We start from the raw sequence: 22,439 nt of genomic DNA on the forward strand, positions 1-22,439 counted from the left end.
TGCGTTTAGTCGGGATGACGAGGGCGCGCATCCTCTCGCTGATGACGTACTCTGTCCATCCCCAAGGCTCGGTGGTAGCCCAGCATTGTTTGTTCCGCACAGTTTTTCCAGGTGAACTGTTGACTGCGGGTGGTGGTGCCCTGCTTCAATATCGTCAACCATTCATTGTCTGTAATTGCCCGTTTCATCGCCTGCGTCCAACTTTGCTGATCCGCAGGATCCAATGTGGTGCCGCATGGTCCTAATACTTCAGCAATGGCTGTCGCCGTGGAACCCAGAACAGCCCCACCAGAGGCCATTTTTTCGGCAGCGGGCATGCCAAAACCTTCGTACAGGCTAGGGTAGACCAAGGCACGTGCCATTGTCGTCAGTGCGGCCAATTCCTGTTCCGTAGTGTAGCCGAGATGAATGACCCCCTGGTGGCGGGCAGTTTCCTGAAAATAACGGGCAATCGTTTCGGTTTTCCAGCCCCAACGCCCCACCAGCACCAGTGGGCATGACTGTCTGATATTTGCCGGAATGTTAACATATGCCCGCATCAGCATTTCCAGATTCTTCCGTGGCTCGATCGTTCCCACGTGCAGCAAAAAGTTCTCAGGAAGGCCTAGTTTTTCACAATAACTTTTTGCGATCGTGGGCAGCATCGTGCGGAAAATCGTTCTTACACCGTTATAGGTTACCGTAATTTTTTCCTGTTCGATTCCCCACCTTGCGATCATTTCGTCTTTCATTGCCTGCGAAACGGTAAAAAAATGGCTCATTCGTGTCAGTGTCCGCACCAGATTGGCTTCAATTGCCTGTACACGGTCTGTGGGGTGCCACTGAGGATGAGAAATTGGTGATAAATCGTGTACTGTCACCACTACTGGCACACCGGCTGGCAGTGGGGCAAAGTTTGGTTCGTGGTACAGGTCTACCTGTTCCGGACGCAACTGATGCCTGGCCTGGGCAGCCATCGCCGTCCACCAGGTGCGTCGCATTGCCGTTGCTGCCCACGTGCGTAGTGCGGGGGGAAGCGAAAAGCCAGTTCGTTGTGCAGGCACATCGGCCATTTTCCCGGAATCGGGAAAACATGCCGCACGGATCGACTGCATCCACCACGTGGGAAATGATTTGACCGTGCAGCCGGGCAATAAATGAAGTTCTTTTAACAATTCGGCAGTATAGTGGCCAATTCCCGTGCGTTTGCCCACGGTCGATAAGACGTTTAAGGCCACTTTCATCAAATGGAAACTTCCCAAATGCAAATTAAGCAAACTATTTTTCTATGAACGCGGCACCAGATGGGGGAAGAAATGAAGTACATTACAAAATTACGATTTCGCAATATTATGATTCACTTCGCAGGTTTCAGGAAGTCGCTCACCGGAAAAACCTGAAAGCTGATCGTCTTATAATCATCTTTTTCAAAAAGCACCCCCACCTGATTATCAGGCAGTGCCACCAGATTCGAATATGCAGCCCCACCGGAGTAAACACTTTTCGACGTGGGCCAGGTTTGCCCACCATCTTCGCTGGACCAGATGGTCAGGTTTTTCCGTTGCCTGCCTTGTGGGCTGCAGAACAGAAAGACAGACTTCCCACCTGCAAGTGGGTATCGGATCGCATTTGCCTGGCACACTGGCGAATCAAGCTCGGTCGCCAGCGAAATGGGCTGCCATGATGAGCCACCATCGCTGCTGGTGGCAATCGGGCGACCCTGTTTGCCAAAATATGAACGCATGATCTGGACAATGGTTCCATCATCGCGTTCTACCACCACCGATTCATTCGTGCGGTCTGGGTGCAGCCCACCAATCTGCCAGGTTTTTCCATGATCATCCGAAAAGATCACGTGGCTGTGGTGCGGGTGCAACTTGGGATCGCGATGATCGGAATGATTACACGGAATCAGCAAGCGGCCAGCGTGCTTGCCATGTTGTAGTTGAATCGCGTTTCCAGGCCCGGTCGCGTACCACCTCCAGTGGGGCAGTCGGGTGGTCTCGCTGATATTTTTCGGTGCTGTCCAGCTTTTCCCATCATCAGTGGAGTGGGAAACATAGACCAGTCGAGGAGATTTGCTTTTGCCAGCCATAATCTGTGATTCGGTATCACTGCCCAGGTTCCAGGTCAGTAGCAGCCAGACGGTACCCGTGGATTGATCGACCACCGGGCAGGGATTGCCACAGGTATTGTTGCCATCATCCCACACTACCTGCAGATCGGACCAGGTTTTTCCCAGATCGTTGGAGCGTTTGAGCACCAGATCAATATTTCCCGCATCTCCACGACCTGATTTGCGGCCTTCACAAAACGCCAGCAATGTCCCTTTCGCAGTGCGAATGATCGCAGGAATCCGAAAGGTGTGGTAGCCTTCGGTACCAGCAACAAACGGATCTGCCGCCAGGGTAAGGGTTTGCGTTGAAAAGAGTGTCAGCAGCATGGCTGCCACAATGGAGAGAAAATAGTTCACATGTCACCTGTTTGGCGAAAAGTCTGGAATTGTGCAGAGCATACCCCAATGTGGGGCGAAAAGCAGCAAGAATTTGGCCGACAGTCGGGTTTCAAGGTTTCAATTTCTCGCAATCTAGTGGCAGCGTCATCCTGACGCTGAATTCTTATGGACACCAGCTGGAAGCAGGTGCCACTTCTCGCAATTTCAGCGTTTTGGTCGCAGTACCACCACCGTATAGCGGGCGAACTGCTGCAAGTACGGCACGCGACGCAGCACCCAGCGATCAATTTTACTTAGCAAGCCACCTGCCCCAGGTTCGCGAAAAAGTACCCGGCGGATCATGCCAAAGAATTCAAAACCAATTGTCTGCACGTCAAACAACTGCTTCAGGTGGGTAATATCTGCTGTATCGAAGGGTCGCTCATCAATGGTGCGGCACTTACCTGGATAGGGAAGGTAATTTCTGGCAAATTGCAGCACAGGATTGCCGCCCCATGGTTCGCAGAAAACGGCGACGCCATCCGATTTCAACACCCGCCAGATTTCAATCGCAGCCCGGTTCAGGTCAAGGTGGTGCAGAATCGCATTGCCCCACACCAGATCGAAGCTGTTATCGGCGTAAGGTAAATCTTCAGCATTCGCCACCAGAAAGCGTGCGTCTACCTGATTGATTTCTGCCCGCAGGCGGGCTTCCTCTATGTATTGTGGGGAAAGATCAAATCCTTCCACCGTGGCACCGCGTTGGCCAAAAATGACCGATGTAATGCCATGCCCACAGCCAAAATCAAGCAGCTTTTTCCCAGCCATTGGCCCCAATTGTTCAATTGCGGGGCGAATCCAGGGAGCATGATCGAGATACCAGTCCGCATCCACCACCAGATCACTGGGGGTGCTACGCTGTTTCAGGCGGTTCAATGCCTGCTGATCGTGGAGAAACGCTTCGCGCTCAATGCGTTCGATATGGCTCATCAGAATCCTTCCTGATCGGTGCACATTCATGGAGAGTGGCCTTCCTGTCGCCACATTTTTGCCATCTTACCACTGTGGGTAGAAAATTGCAACTACTCAGGCAGGCAAAGATGAGAAACCCTTCAGACATAATGTTGCGAGTTTTCGGGAATAGTAGCAGTTATTGGAAATATTTAATGAATATAGCTTCATTATTGTTATAAGTCCTTAGCTGAATGCCAGTTACAACGAACAGGCTGCAGGAATTCGTTTTGGTCTTCTTCCAATTTTTTTTCTTGAATCACGGAACCTTTTTTGTGTTGGTGCGTTCTAAATATTGTCCTACCTGACAACTTCCCAACAGTAGTTGGGACAGTCAATCGTGCTGCAAGGCACAACGATGGTGGCAAGTTTTTCACGGTTCATCACAAGAAAACGTGAAATGATTCCCGCACAAAACTGCTGCGAAACGCAGCACCGCTTGGAGTACGTCTATGTTTCCGGTCCTTCGTGTATTTGCATGTGCAATACCCCTTGTTGGCGTTGCAATTGCAGGGATTTCCAATATCGGCGAAAAACTGGATTACAAGAACCTGTTGAATTATTCCCCACGGCAAGTTCAGCCTGTTGAAGAAACGGAAGAACAAAGTTCAATGCTTGCTGCCCACAATCCACTGGCACTCAAGGTGCTGGAGAGATCGTCCCGCAAAGCAGAAATTGCCACCTTGCTGATTGAAAAGAAAATCTCGCTGTTAGAAGCAGTGGAATTGTTCCGCGAAATCAACATGACTTCCGAAAATGGCATCGGCAATCTCGATGGTCATTATGAAGGTGCCACCCTGGCGGAACGCACCGGTCGACAGGTAATGACCTTCGTCGATGCTGTCTACCAGATGCGGAAGAAAGAATTAAGAAAATCTCACAATCACCTGAAAAAAGAGTTTGAACAGATGCCATGGGATCTGATCGAAACAATGCAATCCCCAGAACCACGATAGTTTCGGCTACACGACATTCTGGATCAGATGATCTCCATGATTTCGTTTACGATCACCAAGCCTGAATCGGCGCTTATTGAACAACAACACTGGATCAATTTAAAATTCAAACAGGATCAAATTTCCAAGTGGCACATTCACTGTCCAATTCGTCAATAATACGAAAGCAATCTTTTTACTTTCTTTCGGAATCGTGATATTGATGGTGAATGACCCTTCCCTCGCTTTGATTCCACCGTGTGGGGCAAATTGAAAAGTCAGAATCTTTTTGGTGTTGATATCGTAGACATTGTAAAAAAATCGTTCTGGCGACCCTTCGGGTAATTCGGCCCCTGGCCGCAGCACCCACCGAAACTTCACGATTGCAAAACCAGGCTTGGCATCGCCTTGCTGTTGTGGGAAAGAAATCTTCTCAGGCCACAGCAGAAGTCTTCTCCCAGGTTGGTAGATCCCGACTTCCTTTAATGCTTCAGGTGCAGACCAGTTGGTACCACCCGTAGCAACTTTGGTTTCAGCGTCTTTGATCGACTGAAGAATTTGCTCATTTGGCTTCAGATCAGGTTTGAAAGCATATTTCTCATGACAGGCCTGACAATTGATGGCATAGGATAGCTTGATCGCCGGGTCTTTCGATGCGGGATCTTTTTTTGCATCGTCGCATTCCGCTGCAATGGAAATAATTTGGTCGATATCGTTTCGCCACGATTCCAGAGAGCCCTGAGGTGGGGTCAGTTCACGCAGTTTTCGGTAGTTTGCAATGAATAATGCCCGTTCTTCTGCTGTGGATCGGCCGCTGATCAGTCGTTGATCCAAAGAACGATAGACCTGTCGCCCAGTCATATGGGTCTTCCGCATCAGCGCAGGGATTGCGTTTCTGGATTGTTCTTTTGTTTTCGGTTCTGCACCGAATGAAGCCATCACAGTAATCATTAACACCAGTTTCTTCTTCATGCCATTCTCCCGGAGGCATCTCTATTGATCGTTGGAGCCCCACTGGTAACACAACAGTTCTCGTGGGGAATTCTGACAAAGAAAATTTTTATTTTTTACAAATTACTTGGTTAAACCAAAATCAGATTGAAAATCGGAGTTTTTCCGCTTGAGGATCGACTTCAAATCTTGGCCACAGTCTTTTAATTATTTCATCCGGAGTTTCATTCAATGTATCGATGAATCCTTTGCAAGCGTCGAACAAGTCACGCAAGGTTGCAAAACAACAATGTTGCGTGACCTCTTCACGCATCCATTTCCATAACCCTTCAATGGGATTGAAATCGGGACTATAACTGGGCAAAACTACTATTTCGATGTCCAACTCGCTGGCTTTGGTTCGAACGAACTTCGCCTTGTGCCAAGGTGCTCCATCCCAAATTACCACAACACGTCGACCTTGTCTTTCTACCCAATCGTTCACTCGGTGCAAAAATTCAGCCGTGTTTTCCTTGTTGCATTTGCCTTCGTTCCAGATCAAACATGCACCAGCACTGAAATTGTAAGCACCATACCAGTTGATGCGATCGGACAGCGGAGGGCAATCACTCACTCGCCAAGCCGATTCTCCCTTGCGCCACCAAGTATAGCCCAAGTCCATATCACGATGAAAATGGGATTCATCAATATAAATGATCACGATATCGCCGCGACACATTTGCTGGTACATATCCGCGAACTGTTTCAGGTATTCGGCCCGCTTTTCAGGGTCCCCTTTGCCGAACAGTTTCTTGCATTTCTTCCAGCTCAATCCCGCTAATTGCAGGATCCGCCGCACGGTATTCCGAGATACATACCGCTGGAATTGACAACCGATCCAGTTGCACAACTTCCTGATCGTCCATCCGTGGCCTGGCAATTGGTGATCTACCGGATCGCTTTTCAGAACGGCATCAACGATCTGCTCTATCTGCGACTGGACAAAAGGGGGACACGGCCGCCAGTACGCCGATAAATCAAGGCGTCAGGTCCATGGTTGTTATATTTATGAACCCAGTTCAACAACACATCGTCGCAACGTCCAATTTCTGCGGCATAAGCAGTTGCGTTAGTGTGACCAAGAGCAATTTGGTACAAAGCCATAAACCGCTCCCGAGTACGAGGATGCTCGGATTCCAGAGCCAGGCGACGCAAATCATCGGTGGTTTGATTCCATTTAGTAGTGTTCGGTCGGATCATCCTTGATCTCCAAAGGTTGGTCGACTTGCCTAGGTTGAACATTCTGACCAGCTTAACATAACTCACCAAATCTGTAAACACCGATTTTCAATCTGATTTTGGTTTAGATTGCGTAAATGAGCACCTATTCCGAATCAATGGGGGAATTTACTTCAAGAATGAAACCGCTTTCGATCTTGGTAATCGGGATACTGTTCGGCGAAAACACGATTTAACCGCTTTGCAACATCCTCTGCAGTGGGGTTATTCAAACGATCGCTCAGTGATGCCAGGATTTCGCTGAGGCGCCCTGCCCAACTATTCAGATATACAACTTCGGTATATGTTTGGGGCGCGAGTGCTTTTTTCCCAGCCATCTCGAAGTATTCATCGAACATCGTTGTGCATTTCAAAACATACTTTGCTTGCTCTATGTCATCTTGAATGCCGCTCTCCGGGAAGACAACCGTCATCGTTCTGTCGGCGAAGGCCTTGCTATCGTGAGCAAACTTTTCACGGAAGGTAAACAATTCGCTGAGAGTGTAACGTGATGCAAGATAACGCTCGCAGAAGATCGGCACGAAAAAGGTACATGCCCTAACCTCAGTCATAAATCTGGAGATCGAATCGCCCTGTTCAATGTCACGGATATCAAATCGAACTTGCCAGCCTTCCGCCGTTAAAATTGCTTCAAGCTCAATCAATAACTGACGGCCACGTTCTGAATTTGCTACTGCACTGTTGGGATGGCGATACGAAAAAAAGACGCTTTTCGGGCCTAAACTGGGATTAATGTAGATTGCAGCTTTTTCATTTTCTTTCTCTGAAGGCTCCAGAATTGTTGGTGATTCTTTATTTTCATCCCAGATTACTGATGGTGGTTGTCCCCCAGGTACGCGTGCCAGTTCCTTCAACAACTCGACAAGTAATTGCTTCGGTCGCTCTCCCCAGGCTTGCAGGCGGATGCTGTTTTCTTCTGTGCGGATCAGCACATCGCTTTCGGATTTGGCATCGTAAAGATGGCAGCCATACTTCCAGTAGTCAGCAATATCCCTGGCTAAAGCTCCGATGCGGCTGAGGAAGTTGCGGATGATGCCATCGTGTAATAAGCCATAGGCAACGGACACACCGATGGCATCGCGTTCTGCCAGACGAATCCAGTTCTTCAACCCGGTGTGGTCTGTCGACAGAAGATCGGGTGCGATATACTCCGCTGTGTCTTCATCAGCATCGCCGCTTGCTACGAAACAGATGCCACATTCGACCATGAAACTGAGGAACAGTTTTTGGTCCTCGATGCTGTGCATCTTTTCCTGCCAGACGAACCGTTCCAGGTCGCTGCGGGCGAAGCGACCGTTTTGCCGTCGGAGTTGCTTCTGGAATAATTCGTCACGCTTGCAAAGATCATAAATATTTTCGAGCACCCAGCCCTGATCGACAATAATGCGGTCGCCGAATAGGCCTTGGCGGTAAAATACCGCACCCATCAGGTGCAAGGCTTCTCGAAGGGTGCCCATATGTTCGGGTACGACTTGATGTTTCTCGCACAATTCCGCAAACTCTTCCTGGGTCAGCGTTCGGGGAATGTGGGATCGTTGCATATCCCGGATGACTTGCCGAACATTGGCCCAACTGGTCGGCAACGGGGGTTGCGGGTGGGCATGGAGAAGATCCTTGATGGCTCGCTTCAAACGGGGCAGCAAGAGATCGAGCCCATCATCATCTTTCGCATTGGTATGAATGATGGGCGATAAGTGTGGAAACTCGTCTTGCGTCGGTCGCGAATCGGGTTCCCCATGTTCACCGTATTTGTCGCATTGGCTCTCAATCAGAAGAACTGGGCTATTCACTGTGCCATCGTGGCCTGCTTCTTGCCGCAAATAATCGAACCAATACTCCAATCGTCGATTTTTGATCACGAAACCGTTATCGGAAAGCTCGTCTGTGTTCTCAGTTGCCCGGCAGGTCAGTAGCAAATAGATGGCTGGTTCTCGGAGGAAGAGCGCATGTGTACCATGGTAAATATCCTGCCCGCCAAAATCCCAGAAGCATAATTTGACCGGATGTGGCAGGCTCCAATCTTGCGGAGTATCAAACGTTGCGATCTGCACACCATGCGTCGTCTGAATATTCGCTCTGTTGATATCCTCGAAGCTTTCCCCCAGTATCCGACGTAGAAGATAGCTTTTCCCTGCCCGGCCATTGCCGAGGATATATACCTTGATTTCGGCATCGGGTTGGGCATCTGGACCCAGGGCCGCGTAATACTGTTGTACATTAGCAATCGAATTTTCGTAGTAATCTGAGCCACAAACTGCAGGGTGCAAATCCTGAAACCGTGTGTTGTAAACCTTCAGTTCTTTCAAATAATCGAGTATACTGATGACAGGTTTGAATGCTTGAACACGAAAGCAGAAGGACAGGTGGAGGGTGGTGAGTTTCGTTAGCCCCTGCAAGACATCGACGTTCTCCAGATTTTCGCACGCGAACAGGTTGAGGGTGGTGAGTTGCTTCAACCCCTGCAAGCCATCGACGTTCTCAAGATTTTTGCACCCGGTCAGGTAGAGGGTGGTGAGTTGCGTCAGCCCCTGCAAGACATCGACGTTCTCCAGATTTTTGCACCAGGCCAGGTTGAGGTCATTCAGCTGCCTCAAGCCCTGCAATCCATCGAAGTTCTCCAGATCATGGCAATTGTACAGTTTGAGGTTGGTGAGTTTCGTCAGCCCCTGCAAACCATCGACGTTCTCCAGATTTTCGCACCCAGACAGGTGGAGGGTGGTGAGTTGCGTCAACTCCTGCAAGACATCGACGTTCTCCAGATATATGCACCAGGACAGGTCGAGCGTGCGGAGTTGTGTGAGACCTTTCAACACCCCGATTTCGATGAACTCCTGGTGCGTCCTCTCCAATTCATATCCAAAAGTGATCCCTTGCTCCTGAACAATTAGTTTCTTATTACCGAGTGCGAGAAACTGCAAATGGTTGCAATTTCCCAGTTCTGCGGGCAGTTCATCCATCTGTAAGTCGCCGAGGTCGAGCCAGATTTGGCCTGTTTCCTGGCAGTGGCGTATTCTGCGGATCGCTTCATTCTGGGCTTCATCACTGGTCATGCTGAAGTACCTTTTCCAATTGTGACCAAGAACATGTGCATTTTACGAAGTTGTTAACCTGATTCACTTGAAACAAGCTGCTGTATCCGGGGCTGGGGGCTTGCTTTAATGAAATATTTCTCATTATTCACCTCTTTTTCCGTGCCACCAGTTACCAAAAACTGCCCTTGCAATGCTGCGTGGTTCGGGTATTTCGCAAAAATTAGTGAAACGGTCCCGTGGTGGCAGGATGACCTGGATAGGAAACAGATGATGCACCTGATAATGTTGACCAGCCTGGTTCTGGGGGCCACCCCTCCAGAAATTACCAAGCCTGTGCTCGAAAAAGGACTCGAAATCCGCTGGGTGGGGACCTTTACCGAAGCCGGTTTGCTCCCATCCGTACGCACCGTGCGGAAATATCAGGTCGATACGCGGGTTTTCGTCATTAATGTGGATGAGCAGGGTGCCACCGTTGCCATCATGAATCGCATTGAAATGGAAGCCGACCGCTCTCAACGCCCAGGAGCCAGTGTGGTCAGGCTGGATCTGGGGCACATTTCGCCCAAAGGTGTCCTTAGTCGAATCCCATCTCCCGCTGATCCTGATGCCAAAGAACAGGAAAAGGCACCCTGGCCCAGTGTGCCACTGGATGGGCTGCCCATTTATGAAGGTGGGATGTTTTTCCCACTGCCGGTCGATGTGGTGAAATTCGCCTCTGCGTGGGAAACCAAAGAACCCGGCAGACCCACCAAAAAGTGGCGTGTGACCGATCTGGCATCGATACGTGCGTTGCCCGGCCTGCAGATTACGATGGACCAGCAAACCGAAGGATTCCAGAACGCCCAGGTTTACAAGCCGGAATGGTCGATTTCGGAAACCCACGCGGTGCTGCCAGCACAGGGATTTTCTTCCCGCTGGACTCGAGTTTTTGAACGGCGGGAAGCTCGCACTGATGCGATTACGTTTCGTGCCACACTGGAAATGGAACAGAAAAACTCCCTGGTCTACCCAGGTCGCTTTTATACCGAACGAAAAACAGAGTGCGTCTTTGCTGCTGCCTTCACTGCGATGCTCGATCGGCACCTCGCCGAAGGTGGACGTGGGGGATTTGCCCCGTTCGAATCGCTGGTTCGCCGAATTGATGGCTACACTCGCACCCACTTCGAAAGTGACGTGCTGCCCTATCGCGAAGCGATTGTTGCGGTGCGGAAACGGGCCGAATCGGCCGCCAAGGGTCATATTCCACCATCGGCAGACGCACCCACGCCCAATCAGCAACTTGTTGTTGGTGCGGCACCACCGGATGTGCCACTGACAGGAATCAACCACATCGGACGCGAAAAACTGGCCGACTATCGTGGGCAACGCACCCTGGTGGTCTATTTTCAGCCCCACGCGAGCTCCGCAAGTGGGGTGCTGACCTTAATCAAACGGTTGAATGATCAAAAAGATGTCAAGGTGATCCCACTGGCGATTGGCACCAAGGAACAGGTGCTGAAGTTGCTGGCGGAAGAAAAATCGGATTGTCCTATTTACGATGGCAGCACAACTTACCAGACGCACGGGCTTACTTCGACTCCTGTTTTCGTGCTAATCGGCGAAAACCACAAAGTAGAGCAGATCATCCCCGGCTGGGGCAGCAAAACAGTGCAACAACTGCTTTCTTCCATTGAGCAAGCTTCAAAAACTGCGCAGAATAAGTAAGCTGGCGAATCCTGAAAGTGCAGTACGGACAGGTGACGCCACTCGGAAACGATGGAGTCGTCACCGATGCTTACCTACGAGATTCACGGACCGGCACGCCAATGCACCCTGACAGGTCAGGAATTACATCCTGGCGACAAATGTTACAGTGCGTTATTTGAGGAACATGGGAAGTTTGTGCGGAAGGATTTTGCCCGCTCTGCGTGGGAAACACCCCCACCTGGGGCAATTGCGTGGTGGCAAAGCACTGTTCCCAATGGCCAAAAACCAAAAAAGTTGACCATCAACGATAATTTATTGTTGGAATGTTTCCAACATCTGGAGAAAGCTACCGAAGATCGTCGATTAAACTTTCGGTTTGTAGTGACTTTGCTGCTGGTGCGGCGGAAGATACTTCGACTCGATGATTCTTTTCGTAGGGATGGTAAAGATTTTCTTTTGGTGAGAAATCTAAAAACCAACCAGGTACACGAAGTCCTTGATCCTCAGATGACCGATGAGGATATTGAAGCAGTCCAGGAAGAGATTTTTCAGATCCTGGAATGGGAATAGGTGATCAATCATATGCAAACTCATCGCGCAATACTCCCTATCTTGCCTGTGTTCTGCATATTATTGCTGGCGGCAGGCTGTAACCTCTTTGATCCGTTGCGGGAGCGTGGGAAAGCACCCCCACCCGTGCCCAGTAATAAAGAAATCCCCACGGCACAGGAATTGGTCAAATATTTGAACGATCAAGCAAGTGTCTTTGAAACAATCGATACGCGGGATCTCAGCATTACGGGCAATCTGCAGGGGAACAGTGGCAGCATTGAAGGCACCCTGGTGGCCCAGAAGCCCAGAAACCTGAATCTTGTTGCCCGCAAGCCGATTCTGGGGCCGATGGCCTACATTGGGTCGAATTCGGAACGTTTCTGGTTCCATTTTCCCAAGGATGGCAGTAATTCGATCTTTTATTGCAGCTACGCCGACTTTGAACGTGGGCTGGAACTGCCACTGCCCGTGCCGATTGATCCCGACTGGATTCTGGAATCGTTTGGGATGTTGGCACCGAATCCCAATGGGGATTTTCGCACAGAACAGCGGAAAGATACGATCGATCTGATCGAAGAAACCACTTACCGTGGGCAGAAAGTTCGCAAAGTAACGACGTTCTACCTGGGCAATGCCACTGGTGGGCAGCCACAGATCCCAACGCGGACAATGTATGATGCATCGAATCGGATCATCAGTCAGGCAAAAATCACCCGCGTCAAGGAATTTCCCGTCCGCAGTCGGGATGGCAGCCGCGACAAGGTGCTGCTCTGCCCACAGGAAATGGAATTAAGCTGGCCGAACCAGGAAACATCCATTTCACTGGATCTGGGCCGGATGCAGGTGAATGTGCCCGTCAGCCGCACACAATTCGAAATGCCCGATCTGGGCGTAAAAGCAGTGGACCTGCGACGTGCCCAGCCAGCCAGTCGTACTCGCCGCACGGGTGCCAGTTTTCAGGATTAAAATCTCTTCATAATTGCATTTGAAGCGGACATGGGCGGGACCCTCTTAGTAACACGTGCGTCTCGCACGTGGAAAACCGACATGGGTGGGATGCCCACGCCACGACAAGCCTCTTCGTAACATGTGCGTCTCGCACATGGGTAACCGACATGGGTGGGAAGCCCCTGCTGCGACAAGCCTCTTCTTCTCACGTGCATCTCGCACGTGAGAAGCCTTCGAATACAAATTGTGCGAACCCAGATCGGGGCTGCACTCTCCAGACTCAAGGGTTGCGAAATGGCACCCAGGTTTGTATTTGTAAAGAATATGGGACCGTAGCTCAACGGTCAGAGCAGGGGACTTCGGCGAACATCCCTAAGCAGCAATGGATGGGATGTTTACGTGGGTTGCCACATGATTGTGGTAGAATCTGTCAAACTCGGGGAAGGCTTCGGTAATTTACCATGCTAATCCCGAGCCAAGCTGCTGGAAACAGCAGAAGGTGTAGAGGCCAGACGGCAGACCCACACGATGTGTGGTGAAGGTATGGTCCAGACCACAAACTCGAAAGAGGCGGCGAAAGTCGTAGTGGTAAGCATAATCCCTTGGTTCTCGGTTCGAATCCGAGCGGTCCCATTTGTACACTGTTTGCACAAATTGAAATCGTTGACATATCAACTATTCGCCAAAGTCCGCTTTTTTCCACCATTTTGCCATTTTTGCCCAAAAAGGTGTTCGTTGGCACAGGCCAAAAGGATATATATGATGTGACTGTGTAAATTAGTGCATCAGTAAGACCGTCAATTGAGGTGACTTAGTGATCCTTTCAGTTAATGGTGCGATATATGCAATTTCAAATGATCAATAGTAACAATATTTATGGTGAATCATTTTTTGAATACGACTGAACAGAACCTGGTGCAGGGTGCGTGGTATCGCCCGGAAAGTACGCGTTTTTGTATCTGGGCTCCACAACGGAAGTGCGTGGAACTGCTTTACGAACCGGTGGGTGGCACCTGGCAGACAATGGTGCTGAGCAAAACCCCCACTGGACATCACGTGGGGGAAATATCCCACCTGCCTGCGGGAAGCCGCTACTGGTATCGCGTTGATGGGGATGGGCCGTTTCCCGATCCTGCTTCCCACTTTCAGCCCGAAGGGGTGCACCACCCCAGCGTCGTGGTTGATCATCGCTTTGAATGGACCGACCACGACTGGCAGGGGGTTTCACCTGAAGATGCCGTTATTTACGAACTGCACACCGGCACTTTCAGCCCCAAGGGTACCTTTCAAGCGATTGTGGAACACCTGGACTATCTGCAGTCCCTTCACATCAACGTGGTAGAACTGATGCCCGTGGGTGATTTTCCCGGTGACCGTGGCTGGGGTTACGATGGTGTGAAACTTTACGCACCGGCACGGTGCTATGGCAGTCCGAATGAATTGAAATCGCTCATCAATGCCGCACACCAGCGTGGTATCGCAGTCATTCTCGATGTGGTTTATAACCACCTGGGGCCAGATGGAAACTACACGGGTGTGTTTTCGGACCGTTATTTCACCAGACGCCACCAGAACCCGTGGGGTGACAGCCTGAACTTTGACGATCCTGCTGCATTACCCGTGCGGCAATTTTTTCTGGATAATGTTCGCTTCTGGCTGGAAGTGTATCACGTGGATGGTTTTCGGCTGGATGCTACCCATGCGATTATCGATGATACACAGCCCCACTTGCTGGCGGAAATTGCCAGGATCACACATGAATGCCAGCCGAAACGTGCTCGCATTGTGATTGCGGAAGACCCACGGAACGATCGAAGGTTGGTGCTGCCCGCTTCCGAAGGTGGTGATGGTCTCGACAGCATCTGGACAGACGATTTCCACCATCAGGTGCGGCGGTTACTGGCTGGCGACCACGAAGGTTACTACGCCGATTTCACAGGCACGCTGCCCGATCTGGTAAAAACAATTCGAGATGGCTGGTTTTATCAGGGACAGTTTGCCCCATCATATGAAGAGAATCGCGGCACCACCCCCGTGGGCCTGCCGCACCACAGTTTTGTGTATTGCATCCAGAACCACGATCAGGTGGGGAATCGTGCTTTCGGCGAACGACTGCACCACGAGATTGATTTGCCAGCGTATGCCGCTGCAACAGCGTTACTGCTTTGTTGCCCACAGGTGCCGATGTTATTCCAGGGCCAGGAGTGGGCAGCCAGTACCCCATTTTTGTACTTTACTGCCCACCACGATGAGTTGGGACATCAAGTCACCGCGGGTCGTCGACGTGAATTCGGCGCGTTTACGGCATTCCGCGATCCGGAAAAACGGGAAACAATTCCCGATCCTCAGGCAGAATCGACCTTTCTGGCCAGCAAGTTGCAGTGGGATGAAACCAGATCGATGCCCCACGCTGGCATGCTGAAACTGTATCAGGATCTTCTGCAGTTTCGAAGCACCGAAATTGCCCCACGTGGGACTGAACGATTCATCGAATTGATCGATCAGTGCGTGGTGCTGTTGATTTCTGGAAAAACATCGCAGTATCTGGCATTATTCCATCTGGACAGATCAATCCCGCATTGCCAGGCAACAATTCCGAAGTCACTGTTTCATCAGAAGTTTGCCGAATTTGCTATGCAATGGTCGACGGAATCGCCCAACTATCTGATGTCGCCACAGCCACCTGAGTGGCACCAGGACGACACACACCTGACCGTGCGTTTTCAGCGACCTGGGGCCATCGTTCTTCGCTGCAAAGCGGAATAGTACAACCAGCCCAGAACAATTGAGGGAGTTTCATGAATATTGCAGCCGCATTTGCCCACTTTCAACATCCACGTTATCAACCGGTATCTACATATCGGATTCAGTTGCGGCCCGAGTTCGGCTTTGCACAGGCGGCAGAATTGGTGCCTTACCTGCACCGTCTGGGAATTACGCACTTATATTGTTCGCCTTTTTTGAAAGCAGCACCGGGCAGCACCCACGGTTACGATACGTGCGACTATTCTTCGTTGAATCCTGAATTGGGCAGCGAAGACGATTTTCAGCACCTGATGACAGAACTGGATCGAGTGGGGATGGCTGCTATTCTGGATATTGTTCCTAACCACATGGCTGTCGAATCGGTGCACAATCCCTGGTGGCGTGGCATGCTGGAAGATGGGCCTTCCGCACCCAGTGCCATTTATTTTGATGTAGACTGGCGACCGGTAAAGCGGGAGTTGCGTGGCAAAATCCTGTTGCCTTTTCTGGGCGATGCTTACGGCAACGTCCTGGAGCGTGGGGAATTACAACTGGAATTTCTTGCCGAAACTGGGGAACTGGTTCTGCGGTATTTCAACATTCACCGCCCGCTTGATCCCAAAACGTACCCCCACGTTCTGAAAAGGAATATCCAGCACCTGGAAGCCCAGGCAGAACTGGAACCACGTGACCTGCAGGAATTTTTCAGCATTATTACAAGCCTGGAAAATCTGCCCGGCTATCTGGAGACAGACGCAGATCGAATCCAGCTTCGCCAACGCGAAAAGGTGGTGGCGAAAGATCGCCTGAAAAGACTGCTGGAAAGCAATGCCACCATCCGACAGCACGTGCTGGATAACATTCAACAGATCAATGGCGATCCCACCCAACCTGATAGTTTTGATACACTGCACGAAATTCTGGAAGAGCAGCCTTACCGACTGGCCTACTGGAAAACCGCCTTTCACGAAATTAATTATCGGCGATTCTTTGATATTAACACGCTTGCTGGTCTGCGGATGGAAGACCCACAGGTGTTTGCAGGAACCCACGCACTGTTACTCGATTTAGTGGGGAAAGGTCATCTCACGGGCTTTCGCCTCGACCATCTCGATGGGTTGTTTGATCCCCTGGGCTATCTGCAACAATTGCAGGCCCATATTGTTTTTCAATTGGTACGCAAAGAAGATCCAAATGCCACGTGGGAGGAATTTCTGCCGGCATATCAGCAATACCTGCTGGAACATCCGACAGAAGAACGCACTTTCTATGTGGTGGCAGAAAAAATCCTCTCTGGTTCCGAACATCTGCCCATTTCCTGGCCGGTGCGTGGTACCAGTGGTTACGATTTTCTCAACGATGTCAATCGCCTGTTTGTGGACAGCACGCACACCCGCAAAATGAAACGGATTTTTCAGAAATATACAGGCCGCCACGAGTCATTACCGGAAGTGATTTACCATTCCAAAAAACTGATCACTGAAACGGCAATGTCCAGCGAATTGAACGTGCTGGCCCACGCACTGAACCGAATTTCGGAGGCAGATAGAAAAACACGCGATTATACTCTGGAAAGTATTCGGGAAGCCTTGCGGGAACTGGTGGCATGCTTTCCGGTTTACCGCACCTATGTGAATGGGACAGGGTTTACGGAAGAAGATCGCCGCACGATCGATCAGGCGATTTCGCGGGCGAAGGTGCGTAACCCCGCAATGGAAGATTCAGTTTTCGAATTTATTCGATCGGTGCTGCTGCCCGATCCCACCGTGGTGATCGATCCAGAAGACTATCGCAAACGACTGCACTTCAGCATGCAGTTTCAGCAGTATACTGGCCCAGTGCAGGCAAAAGGCCTGGAAGACACCGCCTTTTACCGTTACAACGTGCTCGTATCGCTGAACGAAGTAGGTGGCGACCCACAACGATTTGGGGGCACCATTGCCCAGTTCCATGAAGCAAATCGCCATCGGGCCGCACAGTGGCCGCAGGCGATGTTGGCCACAGCCACCCACGATACAAAACGTGGGGAAGATGCCCGGGCACGCATCAGCGTGATTTCGACCATCCCGAATCTCTGGGAAATGCTGCTGGCCCGCTGGCAGCGATATGCCAGGCGACACCGATCCGAAGTGCATGGACTACAGGCACCTGACCGCAACGAAGAGTACCTTTTTTACCAGATGCTGATTGCAATCTGGCCGGCAGAGCCACACGATACTCTGCACCACGTAGTGAGTTCAGAAATTGTCGACCGATTAAAAGAGTATCTCAACAAAGCCACGAAAGAAGCCAAGGTGTTTACCAGTTGGCTGACGCCGAATGTGGAATATCAGGAAGCGTTGGAAAAATTTGTCACCGGGATGCTGACTGGACTGAAAAGCCACAAGTTTCTGGCAGAATTTCTGCAGGAACAACACCAGTTTGCCCACTTTGGGATGCTGAACTCCCTGAGCACGGTGGTGCTGAAATTAACCTCCCCAGGTGTGCCAGATTTCTACCAGGGCACTGAATTGTGGGATCTGAGCATGGTCGATCCGGATAATCGCCGGCCCGTCGATTATTCCATGCGACAACAGATGCTGACAGAACTGGTTGATGCGGAAGGCAACCTCATTTTGCCCACGATCGAAAGCTGTGGGGGAATGCTGCAGAACTGGTACGATGGATTATTAAAAATGTGGCTGACTACCGCAGGGTTGAATTATCGACGGACGCACCGAAACCTGTTTCTACATGGTGACTACCTGCCACTGGAAGTACGTGGGCGTTTTGCCGATAACCTGGTGGCTTTTGCCCGCGTGACCGAGTCCGCACAGTGTCTGGTCGTCGCACCGCGTTTGTGTAATCAACTGGGTGCAATCAACAACCTGCCACTGGGGAAATACGTCTGGGGCGATACCCACGTGGTGCTGCCCGCACCACTGAACGATGTTTGCTGGCAAAGTAAACTGAGCAAGGATTGGCAGGTACGTGCCACCGATTCGATGATTGCCGTCGGCGACTTACTACACCACCTACCCGTGGGACTGTATGGGAGTGAATAAATCTGCAAAGCTGCAGCGCCAGCTCTTTTTCTTGGCACTGGAGTTGTATTGTTAACAGAGTGTCGTTGCTTCACACTATCTTGTGCTTCCGGTTTTTGATTAAGTCGGATTATACTGAAATCCAGGTTCTCCTGCGACCAAGGTTACATGCAAACACCCTTCACACAGATCGAAGATTGGATGCGATTGAACGCCCCGCCGCTGGTCGCGATGCTGAATCCAGCAGCGACGGAGCAATCTCTCGCGTCGTTCGAGAGGCAAACGGGATTAAAGATTCCACCAGAGGTACGGCAACTCTACCTGATACACGATGGTGAGGCGGATGCCTCGGACGGCATATTTGGCTGCATAAAGATGCTTCCACTTTCGGAAATAGAGAGGGAAATTGAGTTAATCGGCGAGACGGGTATGATCCCCATTTTCCGGTCCGGTGGCGGAGACCTCTTCTACGTCAAGAGCTTCGATCCGGCAATCCCTGACCATTACTTGCGTGAGTGGTGGCATGAGAATCCAGAAGAGGCTCGCGTGGTCGCCTTAGACATCAATACTTACTTCTCGGACTTTACAAAGAAATTGCTTCGTGGGCAGTTTGTTTACAGGCCAGACGAGTTGGAGGCCCTCATTGATCGCGACGAATTGTGAAACTGGTCTGCAGTTTGCTTCAAAGGTCCGCGATTGAGCATTTATTATAGGTGGCTGCCACAGGCGGTCTGAATATGCGATTGGAGCAGGAATCGCTTCGTATCTATTCCGCGGCACTGCTCAATCGCGGACCCATTGATTTTCGACCCTGTAGGGGTCGATTCTATCAGCCCTGGGTGAACGAACTGAACCGTTGTTAAACCGCCTCACCATTCTTGTGCCCGGCATGGCACGTTTTCGTGAAGAGATTAATAGCTTGAAGCAATTACGGGTGCTTCCAAGTCCTGTGGCGTTGCCCAATTGAATAGATGACTGGTAAGGCAATCACCGAACACAGATTATTTTTGAAGAATGTTTGACCAGAGTGCAAGTGGAGAAATACCTGCATAGCCACTTTCCTGGCCATCGTTACATTCAATCACGATCCATGAGTTGGCTGTAGTCATTGCCAGATCAACTACCAGAAAAGGTACATTGATGCGTTCAGCGACTATTTCAGTCAGATTTAAGGCTGTGTTGCGTTCTTCGGGCGACCAGTCGTACGTTCGCCCTTGCCACCAATAACGACCAGAAGGTCCTGAATTCGAAAGAACTTGGAATACGATCTGGCACCACATCTTCTACCACTCGAAGTGGGATGTATTCTCTAACCACAATGGGCTGCCACTGCAGGATGGGGTCTGCTTCATATTGCTCCATGGCCTCGGAAAAATCTTTGGCAGATCGGATAATCGATAATCGTCGCTGGTGACGACTTGTTTGACGCACTCCTTTGACAAAAACTGGCCAGCCAAATTCTTCTTCAATCTGTTCTGGCGTGGGTTTGCAATGATACACACGGCTTCGAGGTGTTAAGTTGGAGATCAGGGGATACCACTCCTGAAGCTGGGAACACAGGCGATGCTCTTGAGGAGTGTGCAGTGGTATCCAACCCTCCTCAACCTGTGAATGGTACCACGTATCGTAATTCTCGAACGCGCCAATTCGAGCAATAAATGGTTGTTCTGTGGCCTCCCACAGCCCGCGACAACGAAAAAAAGCCCGAAAATCAAAATCATAGATGCCGATACCAGTTGAACTGGCAAGCACTGCAATTCGATCTTCTAAAAGAAATCGCTCGAACACTGATGTGACACTTCTAAAAATAAATGAGTGTATGAACTTGAAAACAGTTTACTTGATTCGTTTCATGATGATGAGTGTGTTGCCGTTTTCTGTGTTAAAAGTTTTTGGCCTCACTTGCTTCTCAGCCAAGGGGTGATTGTAGCACAATTTCATTTCATTGTCTTTAATTTCTACAATTCCCAGAAAAGTATGAAAGCCAGCGTCGGTGTATTTTACTGTAAAATCAAGTTCCCAAGGTGTCTTTTGAGTGTTAAATTTATAGGGAAAAGTCTCTACATCGGATTTTCCATTAGCTTCAGTTAAAATCACGATAGAATCTTTTCCGATGATGTAAGTCATTTTCAGTCCATCAGGAAACTTTTGTTTGCCCAAAAAAGCATCCTTCACTACCCACTCTCCTATAAACGGTGGGGCAGGTGTTGCTTTCTTTTCTGGTGGGGCGCCTGGCAAGAAGGTGCTGGCAACAATCAGGCTGAACAGGTACATTGTTGGTCTCACAAAACTTCAGTTTCAGCATCATAACAGTTCGAAATCATCTGTGCAATGGAAAGCAAATTCAACACTTCGAGCACACGTAATTGTATCGTTCCTCCCATGGCACGGAGTGGCTGAGTTCATCGACGGTCATCAGGCCCCAGCGGAGAGCATGGTCCTGGTGGTATTTTTCCTAAGTGTCTGGGCAACTGCTTTAACTTCAGCCATTTGAAACCGCTGTTACTTCTTATCCAACGGAAAGAAGTTCGGTTTGACAAGGTAGTGCTGAGCCTTTCCGTCGCGTTCGACTTCAAAGATGCCCGCGTCCCACACTACAGTGGAACGCATCTGCCTGCGGACATCGTGTTCGGAAGTCATCTTCAGGCCATTGATCTTCCGAATCACATCCCCGGTCCGAAATGCTTTGGCAAGAAAGCTCTCTTTGGACAGTTCCGCGATAGTTACTTTTTCATCCTTCACCGCCACCTTTAGCCCCACCTCGGACAGTTCAAAAAACCGCACACCCAGGGGGTTTACAGAAATATTCTCTTTTGACTGATCTTGATTGTAGGTAAAATTATTGATGGATGGATCGAACTTCGTTTTAGAAAGGAAAGTGCTACGTGAATGAAAAGAGTTGTTGTCTGACTTGCCGAACGAAATCTTGCCCGATGCATATACAAACGAATCACTTGGCATACCGATATTGCTATCAAAATCACCATTCGTTATAATAAGTAAATTACATAAACTGTGACTACCGCGAGTCGAAGAAAAGATACAATCGCCATCACAAATAATTAGCGAACGGTAGCCACCAATCAAAACTATTGGCTCTGAAGAATATAATATCGAACGTGAAACAATATTAAACTCCGTGATGTTGCGCATGTGGTGATTGTTCAAAAAAACTGCTTGACATAGATTTGGATATGAAAAAAAACCATAATTGGATGTAGACAGTTTTAACGATAAGAAGTTTTTGGAGTTCAGCTCTTTAATTTTTCCAAATAGAATTGCTTTGTCACTGGCAAACTCTTCATGCCTATTACTCATGTACGGACCCAGTTTGTCGCCTGGGTCAATTCGTTTTTTATTGAGATATTTTGATTTTCTTGCAAGTAGCACTTTATCGATTTGTTCAAACACTAATCCCATTTCATTTAGCGATTTGACATCCAGACAATTGCTATAGTATTCCGCAAGTAAATCGATGCGCAAATCTTGTTGCCAATTTCTGACATTCGATGATAGCTGTTTGATTCGATTGGTTCTGCTTCTACTGATTTCATGCCGAAACTGTACGACTGAAAACTCTGGCAATTTGGCATTTTCACAGTAATTTAGCAAATATGGAGACAACCATGGCTCTGTTTTCAATTTTTTTGCTGTAAATTGGCATAAGTTATCAGATGTTTGCAATTTAAATAGCAATTGATTCAGATCATTACTGGAATACAGTTGTACTTCTTGCGAATTTCCTACAAGTACAAAAAGGATTTCAAACAGAATTATAGCAAAATATTTCATCAGTTGTCCAGCCATACTGGCTATCTCAAATCATTTACGATTGCAAGTGGATCATGCCCTTCGCACCTAATCA

Annotated in this window: 17 protein-coding genes; 8 read left to right on the plus strand and 9 right to left on the minus strand. The window is 49.6% G+C overall.

Features of this window, described 5'->3' with window-relative positions:
• Window positions 1-5: 5 nt before the first annotated feature.
• The 3 genes from R3B84_00070 to R3B84_00080 all read right to left on the minus strand — a co-directional run bounded on the left by R3B84_00070 (window position 6) and on the right by R3B84_00080 (window position 3,403).
• On the minus strand, window positions 6-1,223 hold the full coding sequence (locus R3B84_00070) for a glycosyltransferase family 1 protein (protein ID MEZ6138940.1): 1,218 nt from the start codon (window positions 1,221-1,223) through the stop codon (window positions 6-8).
• Window positions 1,224-1,336: 113 nt separating this feature from the next.
• On the minus strand, window positions 1,337-2,452 hold the full coding sequence (locus tag R3B84_00075) for a sialidase family protein (GenBank protein ID MEZ6138941.1): 1,116 nt from the start codon (window positions 2,450-2,452) through the stop codon (window positions 1,337-1,339).
• A gap of 186 nt (window positions 2,453-2,638) precedes the next feature.
• Window positions 2,639-3,403 (minus strand): methyltransferase domain-containing protein, encoded by a 765-nt coding sequence (locus R3B84_00080; protein ID MEZ6138942.1) that lies wholly within the window; start codon window positions 3,401-3,403, stop codon window positions 2,639-2,641.
• Between the two features lie 473 nt (window positions 3,404-3,876).
• On the opposite strand from R3B84_00080, the gene R3B84_00085 reads away from it, so the two are divergent.
• The gene (locus tag R3B84_00085; GenBank protein ID MEZ6138943.1) at window positions 3,877-4,380 is read left to right on the plus strand and encodes a hypothetical protein; all 504 of its coding nucleotides are present in this window, start codon (window positions 3,877-3,879) and stop codon (window positions 4,378-4,380) included.
• Window positions 4,381-4,479: 99 nt separating this feature from the next.
• On the opposite strand, the gene R3B84_00090 is transcribed toward R3B84_00085, so the two are convergent.
• Both R3B84_00090 and R3B84_00095 read right to left on the minus strand, forming a co-directional pair.
• Window positions 4,480-5,331: a hypothetical protein gene (locus R3B84_00090; protein ID MEZ6138944.1), complete on the minus strand. Its 852-nt coding sequence runs from the start codon at window positions 5,329-5,331 to the stop codon at window positions 4,480-4,482.
• A 121-nt stretch (window positions 5,332-5,452) separates the two neighbouring features.
• Window positions 5,453-6,229, minus strand: coding sequence for an IS630 family transposase (locus R3B84_00095; GenBank protein MEZ6138945.1), 777 nt, complete (start codon window positions 6,227-6,229; stop codon window positions 5,453-5,455).
• On the opposite strand from R3B84_00095, the gene R3B84_00100 reads away from it, so the two are divergent.
• The gene (locus R3B84_00100; GenBank protein MEZ6138946.1) at window positions 6,176-6,325 is read left to right on the plus strand and encodes a hypothetical protein; all 150 of its coding nucleotides are present in this window, start codon (window positions 6,176-6,178) and stop codon (window positions 6,323-6,325) included. The genes R3B84_00095 and R3B84_00100 overlap by 54 nt on opposite strands.
• 376 nt (window positions 6,326-6,701) lie before the next feature.
• Here the strand turns inward: R3B84_00100 and R3B84_00105 are convergent, their stop codons facing one another.
• Entirely contained in the window at window positions 6,702-9,638 is a 2,937-nt protein-coding gene (locus R3B84_00105) for a COR domain-containing protein (GenBank protein MEZ6138947.1), read from the minus strand.
• A gap of 249 nt (window positions 9,639-9,887) precedes the next feature.
• Between R3B84_00105 and R3B84_00110 the strand changes: the two genes are divergently transcribed.
• The 6 genes from R3B84_00110 to R3B84_00135 all read left to right on the plus strand — a co-directional run bounded on the left by R3B84_00110 (window position 9,888) and on the right by R3B84_00135 (window position 19,237).
• Window positions 9,888-11,324: a hypothetical protein gene (locus tag R3B84_00110; GenBank protein ID MEZ6138948.1), complete on the plus strand. Its 1,437-nt coding sequence runs from the start codon at window positions 9,888-9,890 to the stop codon at window positions 11,322-11,324.
• A 66-nt stretch (window positions 11,325-11,390) separates the two neighbouring features.
• Window positions 11,391-11,876, plus strand: a complete 486-nt coding sequence (locus R3B84_00115; protein MEZ6138949.1) for a hypothetical protein — start codon at window positions 11,391-11,393, stop codon at window positions 11,874-11,876.
• 12 nt (window positions 11,877-11,888) lie between these two features.
• On the plus strand, window positions 11,889-12,824 hold the full coding sequence (locus R3B84_00120) for a hypothetical protein (GenBank protein ID MEZ6138950.1): 936 nt from the start codon (window positions 11,889-11,891) through the stop codon (window positions 12,822-12,824).
• 873 nt (window positions 12,825-13,697) lie between these two features.
• Entirely contained in the window at window positions 13,698-15,572 is a 1,875-nt protein-coding gene (gene treZ / locus R3B84_00125) for a malto-oligosyltrehalose trehalohydrolase (protein ID MEZ6138951.1), read from the plus strand.
• A gap of 32 nt (window positions 15,573-15,604) precedes the next feature.
• Window positions 15,605-18,595, plus strand: a complete 2,991-nt coding sequence (treY, locus tag R3B84_00130) for a malto-oligosyltrehalose synthase (GenBank protein MEZ6138952.1) — start codon at window positions 15,605-15,607, stop codon at window positions 18,593-18,595.
• Between the two features lie 180 nt (window positions 18,596-18,775).
• A complete protein-coding gene (locus R3B84_00135; GenBank protein MEZ6138953.1) occupies window positions 18,776-19,237 on the plus strand; it encodes an SMI1/KNR4 family protein in 462 nt (153 codons plus the stop codon).
• 495 nt (window positions 19,238-19,732) lie between these two features.
• Here R3B84_00135 and R3B84_00140 read toward each other — a convergent pair whose 3' ends face one another.
• The 3 genes from R3B84_00140 to R3B84_00150 all read right to left on the minus strand — a co-directional run bounded on the left by R3B84_00140 (window position 19,733) and on the right by R3B84_00150 (window position 22,381).
• Entirely contained in the window at window positions 19,733-20,362 is a 630-nt protein-coding gene (locus tag R3B84_00140) for a hypothetical protein (GenBank protein ID MEZ6138954.1), read from the minus strand.
• Window positions 20,363-20,410: 48 nt separating this feature from the next.
• On the minus strand, window positions 20,411-20,848 hold the full coding sequence (locus R3B84_00145; GenBank protein ID MEZ6138955.1) for a hypothetical protein: 438 nt from the start codon (window positions 20,846-20,848) through the stop codon (window positions 20,411-20,413).
• 228 nt (window positions 20,849-21,076) lie between these two features.
• On the minus strand, window positions 21,077-22,381 hold the full coding sequence (locus R3B84_00150) for a hypothetical protein (GenBank protein MEZ6138956.1): 1,305 nt from the start codon (window positions 22,379-22,381) through the stop codon (window positions 21,077-21,079).
• Window positions 22,382-22,439 lie beyond the last annotated feature (58 nt).

It is taken from the genome of Zavarzinella sp. (assembly GCA_041399155.1).
Taxonomy (GTDB): Bacteria; Planctomycetota; Planctomycetia; order Gemmatales; family Gemmataceae; genus JAWKTI01.